Source organism: Steroidobacter sp. (assembly GCF_016790065.1).
Taxonomy (GTDB): Bacteria; Pseudomonadota; Gammaproteobacteria; order Steroidobacterales; family Steroidobacteraceae; genus Steroidobacter.
Genome location: NZ_JAEUPY010000163.1, coordinates 1 through 16,961, shown reverse-complemented (window position 1 = coordinate 16,961; position 16,961 = coordinate 1). Strand labels below are relative to the sequence as shown.

General features: G+C 62.3%; 12 protein-coding genes and 1 pseudogene. 6 read left to right on the top strand and 7 right to left on the bottom strand.

Annotated features, from left to right (window positions below):
• Window positions 1-86 precede the first annotated feature (86 nt).
• The 6 genes from JNL55_RS06920 to pilG form a co-directional block, all read right to left on the bottom strand.
• Window positions 87-563 (bottom strand): chemotaxis protein CheW, encoded by a 477-nt coding sequence (locus JNL55_RS06920; RefSeq protein WP_293851167.1) that lies wholly within the window; start codon window positions 561-563, stop codon window positions 87-89.
• A complete protein-coding gene (locus tag JNL55_RS06915; protein ID WP_293851165.1) occupies window positions 560-7,240 on the bottom strand; it encodes an Hpt domain-containing protein in 6,681 nt (2,226 codons plus the stop codon). The genes JNL55_RS06920 and JNL55_RS06915 overlap by 4 nt, the downstream gene beginning before the upstream one ends.
• Before the next feature lie 15 nt (window positions 7,241-7,255).
• Window positions 7,256-9,361, bottom strand: a complete 2,106-nt coding sequence (locus JNL55_RS06910; protein ID WP_293851162.1) for a methyl-accepting chemotaxis protein — start codon at window positions 9,359-9,361, stop codon at window positions 7,256-7,258.
• A 219-nt stretch (window positions 9,362-9,580) separates the two neighbouring features.
• Window positions 9,581-10,147, bottom strand: coding sequence for a chemotaxis protein CheW (locus JNL55_RS06905; protein WP_293851159.1), 567 nt, complete (start codon window positions 10,145-10,147; stop codon window positions 9,581-9,583).
• A gap of 34 nt (window positions 10,148-10,181) precedes the next feature.
• Complete coding sequence (locus JNL55_RS06900) at window positions 10,182-10,547, bottom strand: response regulator transcription factor (protein WP_129776618.1); 366 nt, start codon at window positions 10,545-10,547, stop codon at window positions 10,182-10,184.
• A 56-nt stretch (window positions 10,548-10,603) separates the two neighbouring features.
• A complete protein-coding gene (gene pilG / locus JNL55_RS06895; protein WP_293851152.1) occupies window positions 10,604-11,014 on the bottom strand; it encodes a twitching motility response regulator PilG in 411 nt (136 codons plus the stop codon).
• Window positions 11,015-11,170: 156 nt separating this feature from the next.
• On the opposite strand from pilG, the gene gshB reads away from it, so the two are divergent.
• From gshB to ruvX, 4 genes are read left to right on the top strand one after another with little or no spacing between them, the layout of a single operon-like run.
• Window positions 11,171-12,145 (top strand): glutathione synthase, encoded by a 975-nt coding sequence (gene gshB / locus JNL55_RS06890; RefSeq protein WP_293851150.1) that lies wholly within the window; start codon window positions 11,171-11,173, stop codon window positions 12,143-12,145.
• The gene (locus JNL55_RS06885) at window positions 12,142-13,044 is read left to right on the top strand and encodes an energy transducer TonB (protein WP_293851148.1); all 903 of its coding nucleotides are present in this window, start codon (window positions 12,142-12,144) and stop codon (window positions 13,042-13,044) included. Before gshB ends, JNL55_RS06885 begins: the two co-directional genes overlap by 4 nt.
• A gap of 46 nt (window positions 13,045-13,090) precedes the next feature.
• Complete coding sequence (locus JNL55_RS06880) at window positions 13,091-13,654, top strand: YqgE/AlgH family protein (RefSeq protein WP_293851145.1); 564 nt, start codon at window positions 13,091-13,093, stop codon at window positions 13,652-13,654.
• Window positions 13,585-14,094, top strand: coding sequence for a Holliday junction resolvase RuvX (ruvX, locus tag JNL55_RS06875; RefSeq protein WP_322111012.1), 510 nt, complete (start codon window positions 13,585-13,587; stop codon window positions 14,092-14,094). Before JNL55_RS06880 ends, ruvX begins: the two co-directional genes overlap by 70 nt.
• A 22-nt stretch (window positions 14,095-14,116) precedes the next feature.
• Here the strand turns inward: ruvX and JNL55_RS06870 are convergent, their stop codons facing one another.
• Window positions 14,117-15,391 (bottom strand): O-acetylhomoserine aminocarboxypropyltransferase/cysteine synthase family protein, encoded by a 1,275-nt coding sequence (locus JNL55_RS06870; RefSeq protein WP_293851143.1) that lies wholly within the window; start codon window positions 15,389-15,391, stop codon window positions 14,117-14,119.
• Between the two features lie 104 nt (window positions 15,392-15,495).
• Between JNL55_RS06870 and JNL55_RS06865 the strand changes: the two genes are divergently transcribed.
• On the top strand, window positions 15,496-16,482 hold the full coding sequence (locus JNL55_RS06865; protein ID WP_293851140.1) for an aspartate carbamoyltransferase catalytic subunit: 987 nt from the start codon (window positions 15,496-15,498) through the stop codon (window positions 16,480-16,482).
• 73 nt (window positions 16,483-16,555) lie between these two features.
• A pseudogene (locus tag JNL55_RS06860) lies at window positions 16,556-16,961 on the top strand (dihydroorotate dehydrogenase electron transfer subunit); the annotation flags it as partial.

The window sequence follows — 16,961 nt, the reverse complement described above, 5'->3', positions numbered from 1 at the left end:
GGCCGGCCCGCGCGACCGCGAATGTACATGGGGGAGAACGGTGCCGGTGTAAATAGGACCCACCAGCCGACGCGAACCACCAGAGCTCAGGCGGCTCGGCTCTCTTCGCTAATCATCTGCTCAAGATGCTCGAAGTCCGGAATCAAAGGCGACTCATTGAGCATGCGCACCTGACACAGAATCGGCCCACGCTCCGGAAACGTCCGGCTAGGGTCCGACTTCACAACGTCATTGTTAACCCGAACCAACTGCGGGAAGCCTTGAGTAATGACCCCGAAGTACCCACCAGTCACCTGACTGCTCAAGGCAACGAAAATGACGATACGAGTACGTGTGCCAGGAGGCGGCACAGCCTGCCCACAAGCAGCTTCGAAGGAAATGACCGGCACCGGCCTGCCACTCCAAGAAATCGTACCCAAATACCAAGGCGGCACGCCTTCAACTTTCTCCGGCGTCTGCCAGGTCACCACTTCCGCCACGCAAGCTCTCGGCACGATCAATCGTTCCTGAGCCAGCGGAATCAGCAGGCTATATAACTCGTGTGCAGGAATATCGGCGCTCACGACACTTTCCTTTTACGGGCAGCCTGCACCAACGGCTCGATGGCATCGAGCAACTGATTCTCCTGATACGGCTTGCCCAGATAATCGTTCACACCGATCTCGATGGCTCGCGCGCGATGCTTCTCGCCGACGCGCGAAGTAATCATGACGATTGGGATATCGGTGAGCCGTGCGTCGGCTCGCACTTGCGTCGCCAACTCGTAACCGTCCATACGCGGCATTTCGATGTCGAGCAGGATCACATCCGGGATGTGATCCTGCAGGATGGACAACGCATCGACGCCGTCCTTCGCCGTCATCACTCGCATGCCATTGCGCTCGAGAAGACGCTGCGTCACACGGCGCACGGTAATCGAATCGTCGACCACCAACGCGAACGTGCGGTTGTCTTGCTTCGGCCCTTGCTGTTCCAACGGCACCCTGCCGCCGCGCCAATCCGAGCGCACCAGCGTGCCCATGTCCAAGATGATCACGATGCGACCATCGCCGAGAATCGTGGCACCGGCGATGCCGCGAATCGTAGCGATCTGCGGGCCCACCGACTTCACCACCATCTCGCGGCTGCCTACCAATTCGTCAGCGACGATTGCCGTCGAATGTTCGCCGGCGCGGATCAGGATCAGCGGCACCGAGACATCGAGCTCGGGCAACGCCGACGGACCGCCGCCAACGAACGCGCCGAGATGTTGCAAGCGATAGACCTGGCCGCCGTAGCTAAAGGTCGGCGTGTCTTCACCGAGATGCTTCTCGACCTCGGACTTCGGAATGCGCGCCACGCCTTCGACCGACGGCAACGGCAGCGCATACAACTCGTCGCCAGTGCGCACGATCAACGCTTGCGTGATGGCCAGCGTGAACGGCAAGCGAATGGTGAACTTCACACCCTTGCCCGGCTCGGACGCTGTAAACAACGCGCCGCCGAGTTTCTTGATCTCGTTGACCACCACGTCCATGCCAACGCCGCGGCCGGCATGTTGGGTGATGTTGCTGGCGGTGCTGAAGCCCGGCTCCAGAATCAGCTGCATGGCTTCTTCGTCGCTCAGCACGCGGCCCGCTTGTAACAAGCCTTTCTGCTTGGCGCGCTCGCGCACCGCGTTCACGTCGATGCCGCGGCCGTCGTCTTCGAGCACGATGACCATTTCCGAGCCTTCGCGATGCAGGCCGACTTTGATCGTGCCTTGCGCCGGTTTGCCGCGAGCCACGCGCTCGTCGGGCATTTCGATACCGTGCACCACCGAGTTACGCAGCATGTGCTCGAACGGCGGGAGCATGCGCTCCAACACCTGTCGATCCAGTTCGCCGGATGCACCGACCACCACCAGCTCGACACGCTTGTTGGTGTCGTTCGCCACCTGGCGCACCAAGCGGCTGAGACGTTGCACGTGACGCTGGAACGGAACCATGCGGGTGCGCATGAGGCCGTTCTGCATTTCAGTCACGACGCGCGACTGTTGTAGCAGCAGGTTCTGCGCTTCGCGCGTGAGGTTCTCGAGCAGACCTTCGATGGAGCTCACGTCGCTCACCGATTCGGCGAAGGCGCGCGTCAGCTGTTGAATGGTCGAGTAACGATCCATCTCGAGCGGATCGAAGTCGGCGCGATCCGGGAACTCTTCCTGATGGCGATGCAGGATTTGGGATTCGGTTTCCAGCTCGATCTTGCGCAGCTGATCTTTCAAACGCGTGACGGTGCGACCCAGCTCGGCGAGGTTGAACTCGATGGAACTGACTTGCTGTTCCATACGCGAGCGGAAGATGCTGACTTCGCCGGCGTTGTTGAGCAGGTTGTCCAGCAAGTCCGCGTCGACGCGCGCGAACTCGCGAGGCTCTTGCGTTACTGGCTTCTCGCGGCCCGGCAAGGCCGGCGCCTGCGGTTCGGCTTCTTCCTGCTGCTCGGCATCGGGCGGCAGCTCGGGTGCGACTGCAGCCACGTCGTGAGCTGCGTGCACACCCGTTGCGGCGTGCTCAGCTTGGATGGCAGCGTCAGGAGATTCTTCGACGCGAACTGATTCGCGAGGCGCCACTGCGCCCAGCTCGTCGGCACCGAATTCAACTTCGACTTCGGAGACGGCTTCGAGCTCTGACGCGCTCGGCGCGGCGCCGTGAGAAAGCGCAGGGAACGATTCGGACAGCGCGTCGCCCCAGCCCTTGGCTGAGCGCTGCTCATCGCTTGCTTGCCCGAAGCGCGCTTCGTCGGCCAGCGCCTGCTCGGAATGAGCTTGTTCCGATTGGTCTCGCTCGGCGACACCTTCCTCGGTCAGTGCTTCGATGTCGGTCAGCGTCGGGACGATGTCGGTTTGCGAACCGACGTCTCTATCGTCGGGCGAGTAGTTCTCGATCTCAACGACTTCTTCAACGGGCGCGTCGAACACAGCGACAGGCGGCAGGACTTCAGGCGCAATCGGCGCAGCCGGCGAAATAGCGGCTGTCGCCAGCGAGGCCACTGTCGGCGCAGCCGCCGGCGGGGCTTCAACTTCGTGACCGCACAGCGCTCGGATGCGATTCATCAACTCGCGCGCCGGCTTGCAACGCTCGCCGTTGGCGACCTGATCGCGCATGCGATGCAGTTCGTCGAGGCTGGCTTGCAAAGCGTCGAACACTTTCTGTTCGGCGGGGACTTGGCCGGTTTCGACCAGACCCATCAATGTTTCCAATTCGTGGCTCAGATCGCCCATGGCGCGGATGCCTGCCATGCGGGCGCCGCCCTTCAGCGTATGCACCACCCGCTTGAGCTCGAACACCAGCGCGGTGTTGGCGCGATCTAGAATCCAAGAGGACAGTGACTGGTCGGCCACTTCCAGCAGCTCGGTGGCTTCTTCAGTAAAGATAGCCGCGACATCTGGATCGAAGTCGCTGTCGTCGTAATCTTCCTCGACCACCTCAGCCACAACCGGCGCAACCACCGGCGGCGGTACGGGCACTGGTTCGGCTGGGAGCAGCAGCGGGCTGCGAATTGTCTCAGCTTCCTCGCGGGCGGCGGGCGGGTCGGGCGGCAGCACGGAAGGTTCGAAGTTGGCGGCCCACTCCGAGGTTTCGACCACCAGATCGGTGGCTTCCTCGGGCAGCGGCTCGTTCAGCTGTAACAACGTGCGGTTGCTACCGTCGAGAATGATCTCTTCATCGACCACGATGCCCGGCTCTTCGGTCACTTGAGTCAGCGCTGCCAAAGCAGCGGCTTCTTCAGTGAGATCGGTGTCCAAGTTCAAGTCGGTGGCATCGACCTGCAACTCAGCGTTGGAAACATCGCTGTTCGCCGCGGCACCGGCGCGATCCGCCGGGAAATGGTCATACGACCACTGCAAGGTATCCAGCGCGCTGGCGTCGGATTCGATCTCGACGACTTCAGCAGACTCGCCAAGCACGATTTCCTCGGGCGTCACTTCGACCGAGCCGAGCACGATCTCTTCGCCGACCGCTTCGGTCTCGCCGCTCAGCGCCGCAGAATCGAGCGTGATTTCCTCGACCACGATATCCGCCGACTCCAGACCGGAATACTCAACGGCCAGTTCAGGCACATCCAGCTTGGGCGGCTCGGTCGATGCAAGCAGTTCTTCATCCGACGGCAGCAGCGTGCCGGCAGCGAGCACGCTAGGCTCAACCGGGCTGAGTTCAAATGTTTCGGGCTCGAGCGGCGGCAACATCGCGTTGACCGCAGTCAACGACAGCTCTTCCACATCGACCGCGCCAGGAGGTGCGTCGACATGCAGTAGCTCGTTGATGCTGGTGGCCGCAGTCGGAGCAACCAGATGCTCACCGGTAACATCCATATTCGTGCCGCTGGCAGTCGTAGTCGCGCCTTGCTCGGCGATGCGTGAAATATCCGAGTCGAGCTCGCGCTCCAGCTCCACCAGCCGCTGCACGATCAAGTTGTGGTCGAGGAAGAACCCGGTGTTCTCGTTGATGTTCTCGACGACCTGTTGAATCGCAGTGACCGCGTCCCGCAGCGAATTGAGCCCGGGCTGGGACATGCCGATGGAATTGTCGTAGAGCTTGCGAATGTATCGATTCAGCGGCTCGGCGACTTTGATGCCCTGACGCGCGCCGGCAGTTTTCGCCGTGCCGCTCAGGGTATGACAGGAGCGATGCAGATCTTCGGTAACGACATAAGGCGGCGTCGCCAGCTGGCACGCCGCGATGAACTTATGAATCGTCGCGAGGTGTCCCGCGGTTTCTTTGGCGTAGATCTCGTGTAACCCCGGATCCATTGGGGATTCTGCCGATGCCGCTTCGGGGGATATTACTTCCGGCGCTGGGGCTGTTTTTTTTTCCGGCAGCGGCGACAACACCGGCGCTTCCATCGCAGGCGCCAACACCGGCGGCTCAGGGCGACGCGGCGCCGGCGCGGCGGCAACGGGAGCAGCGGCAGGTGCTGCAGGCGGGCGCACGCCGGCAAGCGTGTTCGCCGTGTTGATGATCTTCGCGATGTCAGCTTGTGGCGCGCGACCGGTTTCGAGCTGTTCGACCAGCTCCGGCACAGCGGCAACCGCCGAGCGCATCAGCGACATGATGTCGGGCGTGCGATCCAGCGTCTTGTTGATGACGCGATTCAACATGTTCTCGACCGACCACGCGAAGTCGCCGATCAGCTGCGCGCCCACCATGCGACCGCTGCCCTTCAACGTATGGAAGGAACGGCGCAGGTTGACCAGCGCTTCCTGATCCTGCGGGTTGGCATCCCACAGCGGGAAGAACTGATTGAGCTTGGCGATTTCGTCCTTGGCTTCTTCGATGAACAGCTCGACGAATTCCGGATCGACTTCGCGATCTACCGGCTTGGTCAACGCCGGCGGCATGGCAGGAGCTGCAGGCGGCGGCGTCACTACCTTGGTCGGCCGGCGCACTTCCTGAGTCACAGGATCGAGCACTGCCGTCGGCTCGTGTTCGGTACCGAGCGCCATGGTCGGCGCGTGCGGTTCGATGACCACGGTACGAGCGTGATCCGGCGTCGTGCCACCGAATGCTTCGGAACGCGGCACAGGCTGAGTTTCAGCGAGGAACCGTAGACAGGTCTCGGCGTTGTCGAGCATGTACCAGGGATCGGTGCGACCGGCCTGGATGGTTTCCATGTAGTACTCGACGGCGACGATGGCGTCGGCGAGCCGATCCACCGCCTCTTGCGGCAACGTCAGTCCGTCGCTGCGAACAAAATTCTGTAGCGCCTTGTCGATGCCTTCCATGATCTCGACCACGCGCGTCTTGCCCAGCATCAGCAAGCCAGCAGTGATGCCGCGCATGAGCTGAGGAATCTGATCGACAGCCGCGCCTTCGCGAGGCTTGTCCAACGTGTGCGCGATCGCTTCCTTGATGCGCGCCATGTTGACGATACATTCGCGCAGCACCGCTTCGGTGACCAGGCGGAATTCGATTTCGTCCGGGCCCGCGGGCTTGGCCGGCGCGCTGCCGGCTTCAGCCGCCGTCGGCACGATCATGCCGACCAGCTGCTCATCCAGACTGTCTTCGACCTTGATGAGCGTGGCGGCCATACGCAGCAGCGTGGCTTCGCTGGCCTTGGACTTCTGCACGACGATGGCTTGCAGATCCGTAGTCTCGGACTGCACCTTGTCGCGCAGTTCGCCGAGACCCAGCACGCCGAGCGTATCGGCGATCTTCTTCAACAGTTCCAGTTGCGGTGCCAGCTCGTCGACTTGAGTGCCGCCCTGACGCACGAAAATATCCAGCGCGTCTTTGACTCGACTCAAATCTTCCTTGATGGCCGCAGCCACCGTCTTCATCAGCTTGACCGACGGCGCCGACAAACTTTCGCGCGCCTGTTCGACGCCTTCGTCGACCGGCAGCAACTCGGACAACCGGAACGAAGCACGAACCGCGGCGACGCGTGGACCGTTGCTACGCGCACGAGCCACGTAATAGAGCAGATTGTTCAGCAGTTCGAGCGGCGGCGAATCGGCGTAGCGAGCTTCGCCCGATTCATACAAACGTTTCATTTCGCGGTCGGCCTGACCGAGCAAACGTTTGATCGAGGCACTGCCTTCCAGGCCAGTCTCGCGCATCGCTTCGAGCACGGCGCCGACGACCCACCACAGCTGGAACACCGCCTGCGTGGTCGCAACGTGTTCGAGCTTCTCAGCGGTGCGCGACAGGATTTCCAGATTCTGATCGACGCGCTCGCCCTTGATCCAACCCAACAAACCGAGCTGGAAACGAGTGCGCAACTTGCGAGCCCACTGCGCGACGGTGAGTGCACCTTCGGCGGGACCGGCGACCGGATTGGCTTGCTGATCCGAGCTGAGATTCAGCAGCAGCAGCGTGCCTTCGGATAACAACGCATGACCGCGCACCGCGCGCAGGTCGTTCAACAACGGCAACAGCACGAGCGCCATGTCGCGCCCGCCGCTCATCACTCGTTCGAGATAAGTCGGCAGCTGGACCATCGCGCGCATCAGCGCGTCGAGGCCTTCGGCGAGATGCCGTTTCTCGTTGAAGTTGGCGATCAGATAGTTCGCGACCTGGCCCATTTCTTCGGCCAGCAATGCCGCGCCATACACTTCGGCGACGCGCAGAGCGCCATGCACCGCGTGCAGGTGTTCGTTGCACTTTCGTAGCAGCGCCAGGTTGTCCTGTTGCTCGCCGAATGCTTCCAACGAAGCGCGGGCTTCGTTCAGTTCGCTGGCGAGCTCGCGCGCAACGATGTGCAGAGTCTGCGATGAAACCTCAGCCATGTTTTTGAGCGAAGCTTAAGCGTTGAGACCGCTGACTTTCTTCGGCGCGGCGGTACGGTTCGCGGCAGTGCTGGTGCCCGTCGCGGTGAGCGACGGCGGCGCCGCGGCCGGCGCTTTTCGAGCCGGGTCGGTCAACAAGGCGGAGCCACCGGACACAGCATCCGGCAGACGGAAGCCCGCGACGGACTTACGCAGCTGCGAGGACAGCTCGGCAAGTTTGCCGACTGAACCGGACGTAGCTGCGGAATTCTCCGCCGTCTGCGAGCTGATCTCTCTGAGCACGCCCATGTTGCGGGCGATGTTTTGCGCAGCCGAGGATTGCTGGCGCGCGCTGGCCGAAATGTTCTGCACCAGGCTGGCGATCTGATTCGACACCTGCTCGATTTCTTCCAGCGCCGCACCGGCGTTTTCGGCCAGCAGCGCGCCGCCCACCACGTCCGTGGTGCTGCGTTCCATCGATACCACCGCTTCGTTGGTGTCGGCTTGAATCGTGCGCACCAGCACTTCGATCTGTTTGGTGGCGTTGGCGGCGCGTTCCGCCAGGCGTTGCACTTCGTCGGCGACGACCGCGAAACCGCGGCCCGCTTCACCGGCCATCGAGGCCTGGATGGACGCGTTCAACGCCAGGATGTTGGTCTGTTCGGCGATGTCGTTGATCAGCTCGACGATGTTGCCGATTTCCTGCGAGCTTTCGCCGAGGCGCTTGATGCGCTTGGACGTTTCTTGAATGGTCTCGCGGATGGTGTTCATGCCGTCGATGGTACGACGCACGGCTTCGCCACCCTTGTGGGCCACGTCCACCGAGTGTCGCGCCACGTCGGCAGAGCGCTCGGCGTTGCCGGACACTTCTTCGGTCGAGCCGGCCATCGCGGCCACCGACTCCGAAGCCAGCGCTACTTGTTTGGACTGCGCCACCGAGGCCTTGGCCAGCTGACCGACCGAACCTTGCGTTTGTTTGGCGGCGGAATCCAGCGACACGGCGGATTCGTTGATGGTCGCCACCAGTTCGCGCAGCGCTTCGATGGCGTAGTTGATCGAGTCGGCGATGGCGCCGGTGATGTCTTCAGTCACCGTGGCCTGCACCGTGAGATCGCCGTCGGCCAGGCTCGACAGTTCATCGAGCAGCCGCAGAATCGCCTCTTGGTTACGTTCGTTCTTGCTCGCCTGCACTTCCAGCTGTTTGCGAATGTTGCCGCCGGCGCTGTACAGCGCCGAGAGCACCAGCATGGCAATCAAACCGAGCGCCAGCAAACCGATGGGCAATGCTTTGCTATTCACGACACCGGCAGCCGCACCGCCCGGCACGCCGACGCGAGTCGCAAACGCTGCATAGATCTTGTCGCCGCTGGTCGCGAGCGCTGCCGTAGCATCACGAGCAGCCTTCACGCGATCAGCTGAAGTAATCGCCGTCCGGACCTTCTCGCTCAATTGTGCATACAAAGAGCTGGTGCTCTTGAAGCGACCTTCCGCTTCTGGACCGGTGACCTTGGGCAGGCCGAGGCCGGCATCTTCACCGCCCAGACCGCCGACGACCTGACCCATATAGTCATTACCGTCCGCCAGACGACGCGCGATCACGGTGGCATCGCTGACGCCGTTGGCCAGCGCTTCGATGTCCTGTTGTAGACGCAGACCGGTGAGTTCGAAACGTTCCAAGTGACGCGTCATGCCTTCGATGCCGGGCGAGCCGAGCGCGCTCGCGACGTTACCGAGGCTCTGTAACAGCTGCGGCACCAACGCACGCACTTCGACGGCAGATTTCTGCACGCCTTCGATGGCTTCCTGCGCGTTGAGAATGGCCTGACTCTGTTTCAACAAATCGGTGGAGCCGGCGAAGCTTTGTACGTCCGGACCGAGCGAAGCGGCCAGCGTGGCATAACGAGTGCGCGATTCGGACAGCGCGTTGAAAGCGCCCGGCGTGCCGCTCAACGCAGCGTTGGCTTGCAACGGCAGCTTCTGGGACAGCGCCAGCAGCTCGTTCATCTCGCGCATGCTTTGTTCGTCGCCGCCGGTGTCCCGCCCTGCGAACGCTAACAAACCCAGCGCCACGATCACGCACGCCAGCGCCACCGCCATCAAGGCCGGCAGGAAGCGCACACCAATCATTTTTGTCTCAGCCATGGTGCCCATCCTTATCGCTTGGCGCTCCCTGCGCTGAATTCGCCGCGGCTATGCCATCAGCGTTGAAAGACGCAACGCCGTGCATACCCGCAATCGCAGGCTGCGGCGCATGCCGTGTGCTGATGCTGTAATTGTTTTGCACGACCGTCTTTCCAACTCGTCCAATATCGCCAATGACTGCTAAGGCAATGAATCGGGCTCGATCGACTTCAAGGCGACCTAAGAGGCCGCGGCTTGCAGAAACTCGGCGCTCTCCAACAGCGAGCGCAGACTGAACACCGGCCAGCTCTCGGTACCGCGCCGGAACGCGCCGGCCAGATACCGTTCGCAGCGAACGATGGTCGGCGGCGGCGTGGCGGAAAAATCGCCGTCGGCGAACCGCCGGAAGCCCAGCACTTCGTCCACCAACAGGCCGGCCGGCACTTCGCGATGATTCGCCACCAACACCCGCGTACTGCGATTGGTGCTGGTCATGCCGCCGCCTAGATACGCTCGCAGATCGACCACCGGCAACAACTGACCTCGCACATTTGCGATGCCACGAATCCAAGGTTTCGCGCCCGGTACGCGCGTCACTACCGAGGGATAACTCAGCACCTCGCGAGTCTCCTCGCGGGCCGCCAGAAAACTCTCCGAACTCAAGCGGAAGGCCACGCCGACCCATTCGCGCTCGGTGGCCGCATCGCGGCCCTGCCCGGTCAACGCGACGCGCGCCAGACGCTCGAGCTCCCTCAGGAGATCGAACGGCTTGTCGCGAAGGGATTTTAGTGCGGCGGTGGCGCTCATTTCCTTAAGACGGTTCCTGTCGGTACGGTCGCGGTCAGCCCGCCAGGGCCGCCTGCGCCTTTTCGATCAGTTTTTCCATGGACACCGGCTTCACCAGATAGTCCTTGGCGCCCTGGCGCATGCCCCAGATGCGATCGGTCTCCTGGTCCTTGGAAGTGACCATGATCACCGGAATCGCCTTGGTGTCCGGATCGGACGCCAGCTTGCGGGTCGCCTGGAAGCCGTTCACGCCCGGCATCACCACGTCCATGAAAATCAGATCGGGCTTCATTTCCTTGGCCTTGCGGATGGCTTCGGCGCCGTCGCCGGCCGAGGCCGTCTGATAGCCATGGCGTTCCAGTGCCTTCTGCATCACATGCACTTCCGTCGGCGAATCGTCGACGATGAGGATCAGTGCCATACCTTGCTCCGCCGTACCTTGCTCCGTTCGAGTTGCCAATGCTGCGCGCATGCCCGTTACCTAGCGGCGCCGACGTGGGTTTCGATTGCGTTCAACAACTCATCCTTGGTGAAAGGTTTGGTCAGATAGTGCTCGGAACCGACGATGCGGCCGCGCGCACGATCGAACAGACCGTCCTTGCTCGACAACATGATCACCGGAATGGAGCGGAACACCTTGTTGTGCTTGATCAGCGAACAGGTCTGATAGCCATCCAGCCGCGGCATCATGATGTCGACGAACACGATGTCCGGCTGATGGTCGGCGATCTTGGACAGGGCGTCGAAACCGTCCACCGCAGTGAATACCTCGCACCCTTCCTTGGACAGCAGCGTCTCGGCCGTGCGACGGATGGTTTTGCTGTCATCGATGACCAGCACTTTCAGGCCCGACAGCCGGGCGGACTGGCTCGTTGCTAGATTCTCCATCGCACTATTTCCTCAAGCACAACCGCCGGAACTTTTAACATATTGGTTATAGGGCCGCCATCGCCCGGCTTCCTATACTATGAAGCCCGTCACAGAGAACTCGCGGCGCGAATTCAATGTGATGCGAATGCTCGACTTTCCAGGTGAAATGCGCCCATGACCCCGCCCCGCACTGTCTCCCAACCGCCGCGCCTCGTCGTGGTCATGGATCCCATCTCGGAGATCAAGCCGGCCAAGGACACCACACTGGCCATGCTGCTGGCGGCCCAGGAGCGCGGTTGGCAGATCTGGTACGCCGAACAGCAGCACCTGTGGCTGCGCGACGGCGTGCCGCTGGCCCGGCTGGCGCCGCTCACGGTCAGCAACGACCTCGAGGACTGGTACACCCTGGGCGAATCCCAACAGCAGGGTTTGGCCGAATTCGACGTCATCCTGATGCGTAAGGATCCGCCCTTCGATATGGAGTACATCTATACGACGTACATCCTGGAGCGGGCCGAGGACGCCGGGGTGTTGGTGGTGAACAAGCCGCAAGGCCTGCGGGACATGAACGAGAAGGTGTACACGGCCTGGTTCCCCCAGTGCTGCGCGCCGACCCTCATCACCCGCGACATGGGCGACATGCATGCGTTCCTGAAGGAACATCAGCGCGTCGTTTGTAAACCGCTGTACGGCATGGGCGGGCGTTCCATTTTCGTACTGGAACAAAGCGACAAGAACGCGAATGTGATTTTCGAGACCATGACCGAGTACGGCACGCGCTTCGCCATCGTGCAGAGATATCTGCCCGAGATCGTCGACACCGGCGACTCGCGCATTTTGGTGATCGACGGCGAGCCGGCACCGTACGCATTGGCTCGCATCCCGTCGGCCACCGACAATCGCGGCAATCTCGCTGCCGGCGCCAAAGGCGTGGGCCGTGAGCTGAACGAGCGCGATCGCTGGCTGGTCGCGCAGATCGGCCCGGAGCTGCGGCGCCGCGGAATGCTGTTCGTGGGTCTGGATGTGATCGGCGGCTTCGTCACTGAAATCAATGTCACCAGTCCCACCGGTGTGCGCGAAATCGACAAACAGTTCGGCACCCAAATTGCCGGTCTGCTGATGGATGCGATAGAGAAACGACTGTCATGAAGGCCTCGGTCAGCCCCGAAGACGCGCCGCTCTCCAGCGATTTGCAGGAGGGCCAGGCACCCGTCAACGATCGGCTGACCACCACGTTATTTTTGGCCGCGCTGTTTCATGGCATCGTGATTCTCGGTATCACTTTCGCCGTGCCGCGCGGTGACAGCGGCCCGACGCCGACCTTGGAAGTCTTGTTGCTCACCAGTAACGACACTCGCGCCGCCGACAATCCCAACGCTCAATATCTGGCTCAACGCAGCCAGCAAGGCAGCGGCACCACCGATGATCGAGTGCGCCCGGCCAATCCCGCGTCGTCGGCGTTGTTGGCCGAACAGGACGGCGTGCCCGACGGCAACAGCGATGAATATCGCGAAGCGGTGGCCGGTCAGAAATCCACCGAGATCATCAGCAGCCGCAGCGACCGCAGTGAAGTCGAGTATCGCAGCGGCGAAAACAATCCATCGCAGCAAGCCGAAGCGCCGCTGGCGTTATCACCTACTGCACCTCGCCCGATCGCGACCAGCGCCACCGACACCAGCCTGGTGTTGCGCGGCAAGCGGCTCGATGGCGCGATCGAGATCGTGCCCAATACCCGCGAATCCAAACTCGCGCCCTACCTGAATGCCTGGCGTACCAAGGTCGAGCGGCTCGGCACACTGAACTTTCCGCAATATGCGCGCGATGGCCAGACCGGCAATCCGGTGTTGGAAGTTTCCTTGAAAGCCGACGGCAACTTGGGCGACGCCCTGATCCGGCGCTCCAGCGGTAATAAGGAAATCGATCAAGCGGCGCTGTCCATCCTGCGCCTCGCCTCGCCGTTCGATCCGTTCCCGAGCGAGCTGCGCAAGCAATATCAAGAGTTGCGCTTTGCCTACGAATGGCAATTCCTGGGCGCACTCAAAAAATGATCCTGCGTGCTTGAGCCCGGCCCGGCGCCGCCCGATACTTGCTGCCATGTCCGCAGGCGACTTCCTCACCAATCAGTTCCTCATCGCCATGCCGGCGATGACCGACAGTAATTTCGCCCAGACCGTCACGTTCATCTGGGAACATAATGCCGATGGCGCGCTCGGCATCATCATCAACCGGCCGTTACAGATGCGGCTGCTGGATGTGTTCGAGCAGCTGAAAATGCCGACGGCGCCCGGGGTGTACGGCCACCAGCAAGTTCTACAAGGCGGCCCGGTGCAAACCGATCGCGGCTTTGTGGTGCATCAGGTGGGCGGTCACTGGGAACACACCCGGCAAGTGTCGCCGCGGCTGCAAGTCACCACCTCGCCCGACATCCTCAATGCCATGGCTCGCGGCAGCGGGCCGGACACTGCGCTGGTGGCGTTGGGCTACGCCGGCTGGAGCGCCGGCCAACTGGAAACCGAGCTGGCACAAAACGCCTGGCTGACTGCGCCGGCCGACGAACGCATTCTGTTCGACACACCCTATGAACAACGCTGGCGCGCTGCCGGCCGTTTGCTGGGCGTGGATCTCGCCACCATCAGCGATCAGGTGGGCCACGCCTGAGCCCGCAGGTCATTCTCGCCTTCGATTACGGCACCCGTCGCATCGGCGTCGCTAGCGGCGACACGCTGACACGTACCGCACGCGCGCTAGTTACGTTGGAACGTGGCGTCGATGTGCCTTGGCCGGCCATCGAGAAACTGGTGCGCGAATATCAGCCCTCCCAATTCGTGGTCGGACTGCCTTGGAACATGGACGACACGCCGACGGTACTCACCGACACTTGTCGTGCCTTCGGTGCCGAATTGAAACAACGCTTCGGCCAGCCAGTAGCACTCGTCGACGAACGCTTGAGCTCACGCGAAGCAGAGTCGTTGTTGCGTGAAGCGCGTGCGTCGGGCGCTAAGAAGAGGCGCAACACGCATGCCGATGTCGACATGCTCGCGGCTCGGTTGCTGCTCGAACAATGGATGGAAAATCCTTCAGCTGCCGAAAACAGCTGAAGGCTTCTTGAGCTCGCGACGATCAGCGCGCGGCGGCTAGCGCCTGATCCAGATCTTCCAGGATGTCTTCGATGTCCTCGATGCCCACCGACAAGCGAATCGCCTCGGGCGACACACCGACCTTGCGCTGCTCGTCTTCCGACAACTGACGATGCGTGGTCGACGCCGGGTGGCAAGCCAGCGACTTGGCATCGCCGATGTTCACCAAACGCTTGAACAGTTTGAGCGCGTCGTAGAACTTCACGCCCGCCTCGAATCCGCCATGCACGCCGAACGTGAGAATGCCGGCCGCGCGGCCCTTCATGTACTTCTGCGCCAACGCGTGATGCGGATGATCTTTCAAGCCCGCGTAACGCACCCACTGCACCGCTTTGTGAGATTGCAGATGCTCGGCGACTCGCTGAGCGTTTTCGCAATGACGTTGCATACGAAGCGGCAGCGTTTCCATACCCTGCAGCAGTTGGAACGCGTTGAATGGCGATAACGCCGAGCCGGTGTTTCGCAGCGGCACGGTGCGAGCGCGACCGATGTACGCAGCTGGGCCGAGCGCGTCGACGTATACAACGCCGTGATACGACGCTTCCGGCTCGCTGAACATCGGATAACGATCTTTATGCTGGGCCCAAGGAAACTGGCCGGAGTCGACGATCAAACCACCAAGCGTGGTGCCATGACCGCCGATGTATTTGGTGGCCGAGTGCACGACGATGTCCGCGCCATGCTGGAACGGCTTGAGCAATACCGGCGACGCGACCGTGTTGTCGACGATCGTGGCAACCCCGTGACTGCGAGCCATGGCGGCCACCGCAGCGACGTCGACGATGTTGCCGGCCGGATTGCCGATGGTCTCGAAAAACACCGCTTTGGTTTTCTTGTCGATCAGGCGCTCCAGCGCGGCGGCCGAATCGCCCTCGGCGAAGCGCACTTCGATGCCGAGTTTGGGCAGCATGTGCGCGAACAAGGTGTACGTGCCGCCATACAGCTGCGGCGTGGTGACGATGTTGTCACCGGCCTCGGCCAAGTTGAGGATGGCGTAGTTGATGGCCGCGCTACCGGCCGACACCGCCAACGCTGCAATACCGCCCTCCAGAGCCGCGATGCGCTTTTCCAGCACGTCGCAGGTGGGGTTCATGATGCGCGTATAGATGTTGCCGGGGACCGCCAGGTTGAACAGATCGGCGCCGTGCTGGGCACTGTCGAACTCGAAGGCGACGTTCTGGTAGATGGGCACCGCGACCGCATGCGTGGTCGGTTCGGTCTGATAGCCGCCGTGAATGGCAATGGTCTGGTCTTTCATGGGTTCCTCGGGTGTACGCCCCGTTGCGACAGGCCGGAAGACGGCATCATAACGCGCCTCGGCCACCCGAACGCCGGGGCCTCGGCTACAATCCCGCCCCGACTATGAGTACCGATCTAAGCGCCAAAGTACAGCGCGACCCCGAGGGGCGCCTGCGACACCTGATTACCCTGGACGGCATGAGCCGCGACGAAATGCTCGCGCTGCTGGACCTGGCCCAATTCTACGTCCGTGCCCCCGGCGATCTGGCCGCCCGCGATCAGACGCTGGCCGGACATACAGTCGCCAATCTGTTCTTCGAGCCCAGCACGCGCACGCGCGTGTCGTTCGAGCTGGCCGCCCAGCGGCTCGGCGCCGACGTGGTCAACCTGGACATGCAATCGTCCTCGCGCGTCAAAGGCGAGACGGTGCTCGATACGATTTACACGCTGCAGGCCATGCAGGCCGACATCCTGGTCATGCGGGACTCCGAGCCGGGCTTGCCGGCGTACGTTTCCAAGTACGTCGCGCCACATGTTTGTATTTTGAATGCCGGCGAAGCGCACTTGTCACATCCCACCCAAGGCTTGCTCGATGCGCTGACCGTGCGCCAGGCCAAGGGCGATTTCAGCAAGCTCAAGGTTTTGATCGCCGGCGACATCAGCCACTCGCGCGTCGCTCGCTCCGCCTGGCATGCATTCACCACGCTCGGCGTCGAGGAGTTGCGCATCGCTGCTCCGGAAGATTTGATGCCCGGCAAAGATGAGTTCAAAGGCACCACGCGCTTTACCGATATCGACAAGGCGATCAGCGGCGTCGATGTGATCATGGCCCTGCGCATCCAGCGCGAGCGGATGAGTGGCGCGGCGATTCCCGATGAAGTGACTTACCACCGCACCTTCGGCATCACCGCCGAACGCGTCGCCAAGGCCCGCCCCGGCGCCATCGTCATGCACCCCGGCCCGATGAATCGCGACGTTGAAATCGCCAGCGACGTGGCCGACGGCCCGCAGTCGGTGATCCAGCGGCAGGTTACTAATGGTGTCGCCGTGCGCATGGCCGTACTCGCCACCATCGCCCGCAACGTTCAGGCTCGCCGGCAGTTTCAATAGCTGAGGCTCGGCGCTGGCGCGGGGCCTGGCTGTTGAAGTGGCTTTTGATCAGCGATTTTTCTGTAGGTGATGCGTGCGGCTGTTGATCGGCACTGACTCAGCTCAAGCAGCGGTCCTTCGGACCGCCAACGAGTTGCACTTCGCTGACCCGCGCGCGCCGCTGCTCGTTTTGCTCGGCTCCGCCGCTGCGTTTTCCTTCCGCCCTCGCCCGTCCACGATCCTGGTCCCCGGCATGCCCGACGGCGTGATCGCCGCCGTGCCGTCACTCGAAGAGTTTGGAATCGCCAGCCGGCTGGCCAGCGAGCTTGGCCTGCCCGGCTGCTATGACGGCACGGTGCTGGAGTTAGCCGAGGCGTGGCTACACGCGATTGAGCCTGCCCTGCGCGAGCAGACTCAAATCACCGCCGCCGGCCCCGACGACTTTGTGAATTCGGCAGAAGAACTCGGCCGCAAGCTAGGAGTGCCCGTCAGCGCGATTT

What these genes read in the sequence shown, in the direction of transcription:
- JNL55_RS06915 (WP_293851165.1), bottom strand. Translation starts at nt 7,240, where the DNA reads ATGGCTGAGGTTTCATCGCAGACTCTGCACATCGTTGCGCGCGAGCTC.
- JNL55_RS06910 (WP_293851162.1), bottom strand. Translation starts at nt 9,361, where the DNA reads ATGGCTGAGACAAAAATGATTGGTGTGCGCTTCCTGCCGGCCTTGATG.
- JNL55_RS06905 (WP_293851159.1), bottom strand. Translation starts at nt 10,147, where the DNA reads ATGAGCGCCACCGCCGCACTAAAATCCCTTCGCGACAAGCCGTTCGAT.
- JNL55_RS06900 (WP_129776618.1), bottom strand. Translation starts at nt 10,547, where the DNA reads ATGGCACTGATCCTCATCGTCGACGATTCGCCGACGGAAGTGCATGTG.
- pilG (WP_293851152.1), bottom strand. Translation starts at nt 11,014, where the DNA reads ATGGAGAATCTAGCAACGAGCCAGTCCGCCCGGCTGTCGGGCCTGAAA.
- gshB (WP_293851150.1), top strand. Translation starts at nt 11,171, where the DNA reads ATGACCCCGCCCCGCACTGTCTCCCAACCGCCGCGCCTCGTCGTGGTC.
- JNL55_RS06885 (WP_293851148.1), top strand. Translation starts at nt 12,142, where the DNA reads ATGAAGGCCTCGGTCAGCCCCGAAGACGCGCCGCTCTCCAGCGATTTG.
- JNL55_RS06880 (WP_293851145.1), top strand. Translation starts at nt 13,091, where the DNA reads ATGTCCGCAGGCGACTTCCTCACCAATCAGTTCCTCATCGCCATGCCG.
- JNL55_RS06870 (WP_293851143.1), bottom strand. Translation starts at nt 15,391, where the DNA reads ATGAAAGACCAGACCATTGCCATTCACGGCGGCTATCAGACCGAACCG.
- JNL55_RS06865 (WP_293851140.1), top strand. Translation starts at nt 15,496, where the DNA reads ATGAGTACCGATCTAAGCGCCAAAGTACAGCGCGACCCCGAGGGGCGC.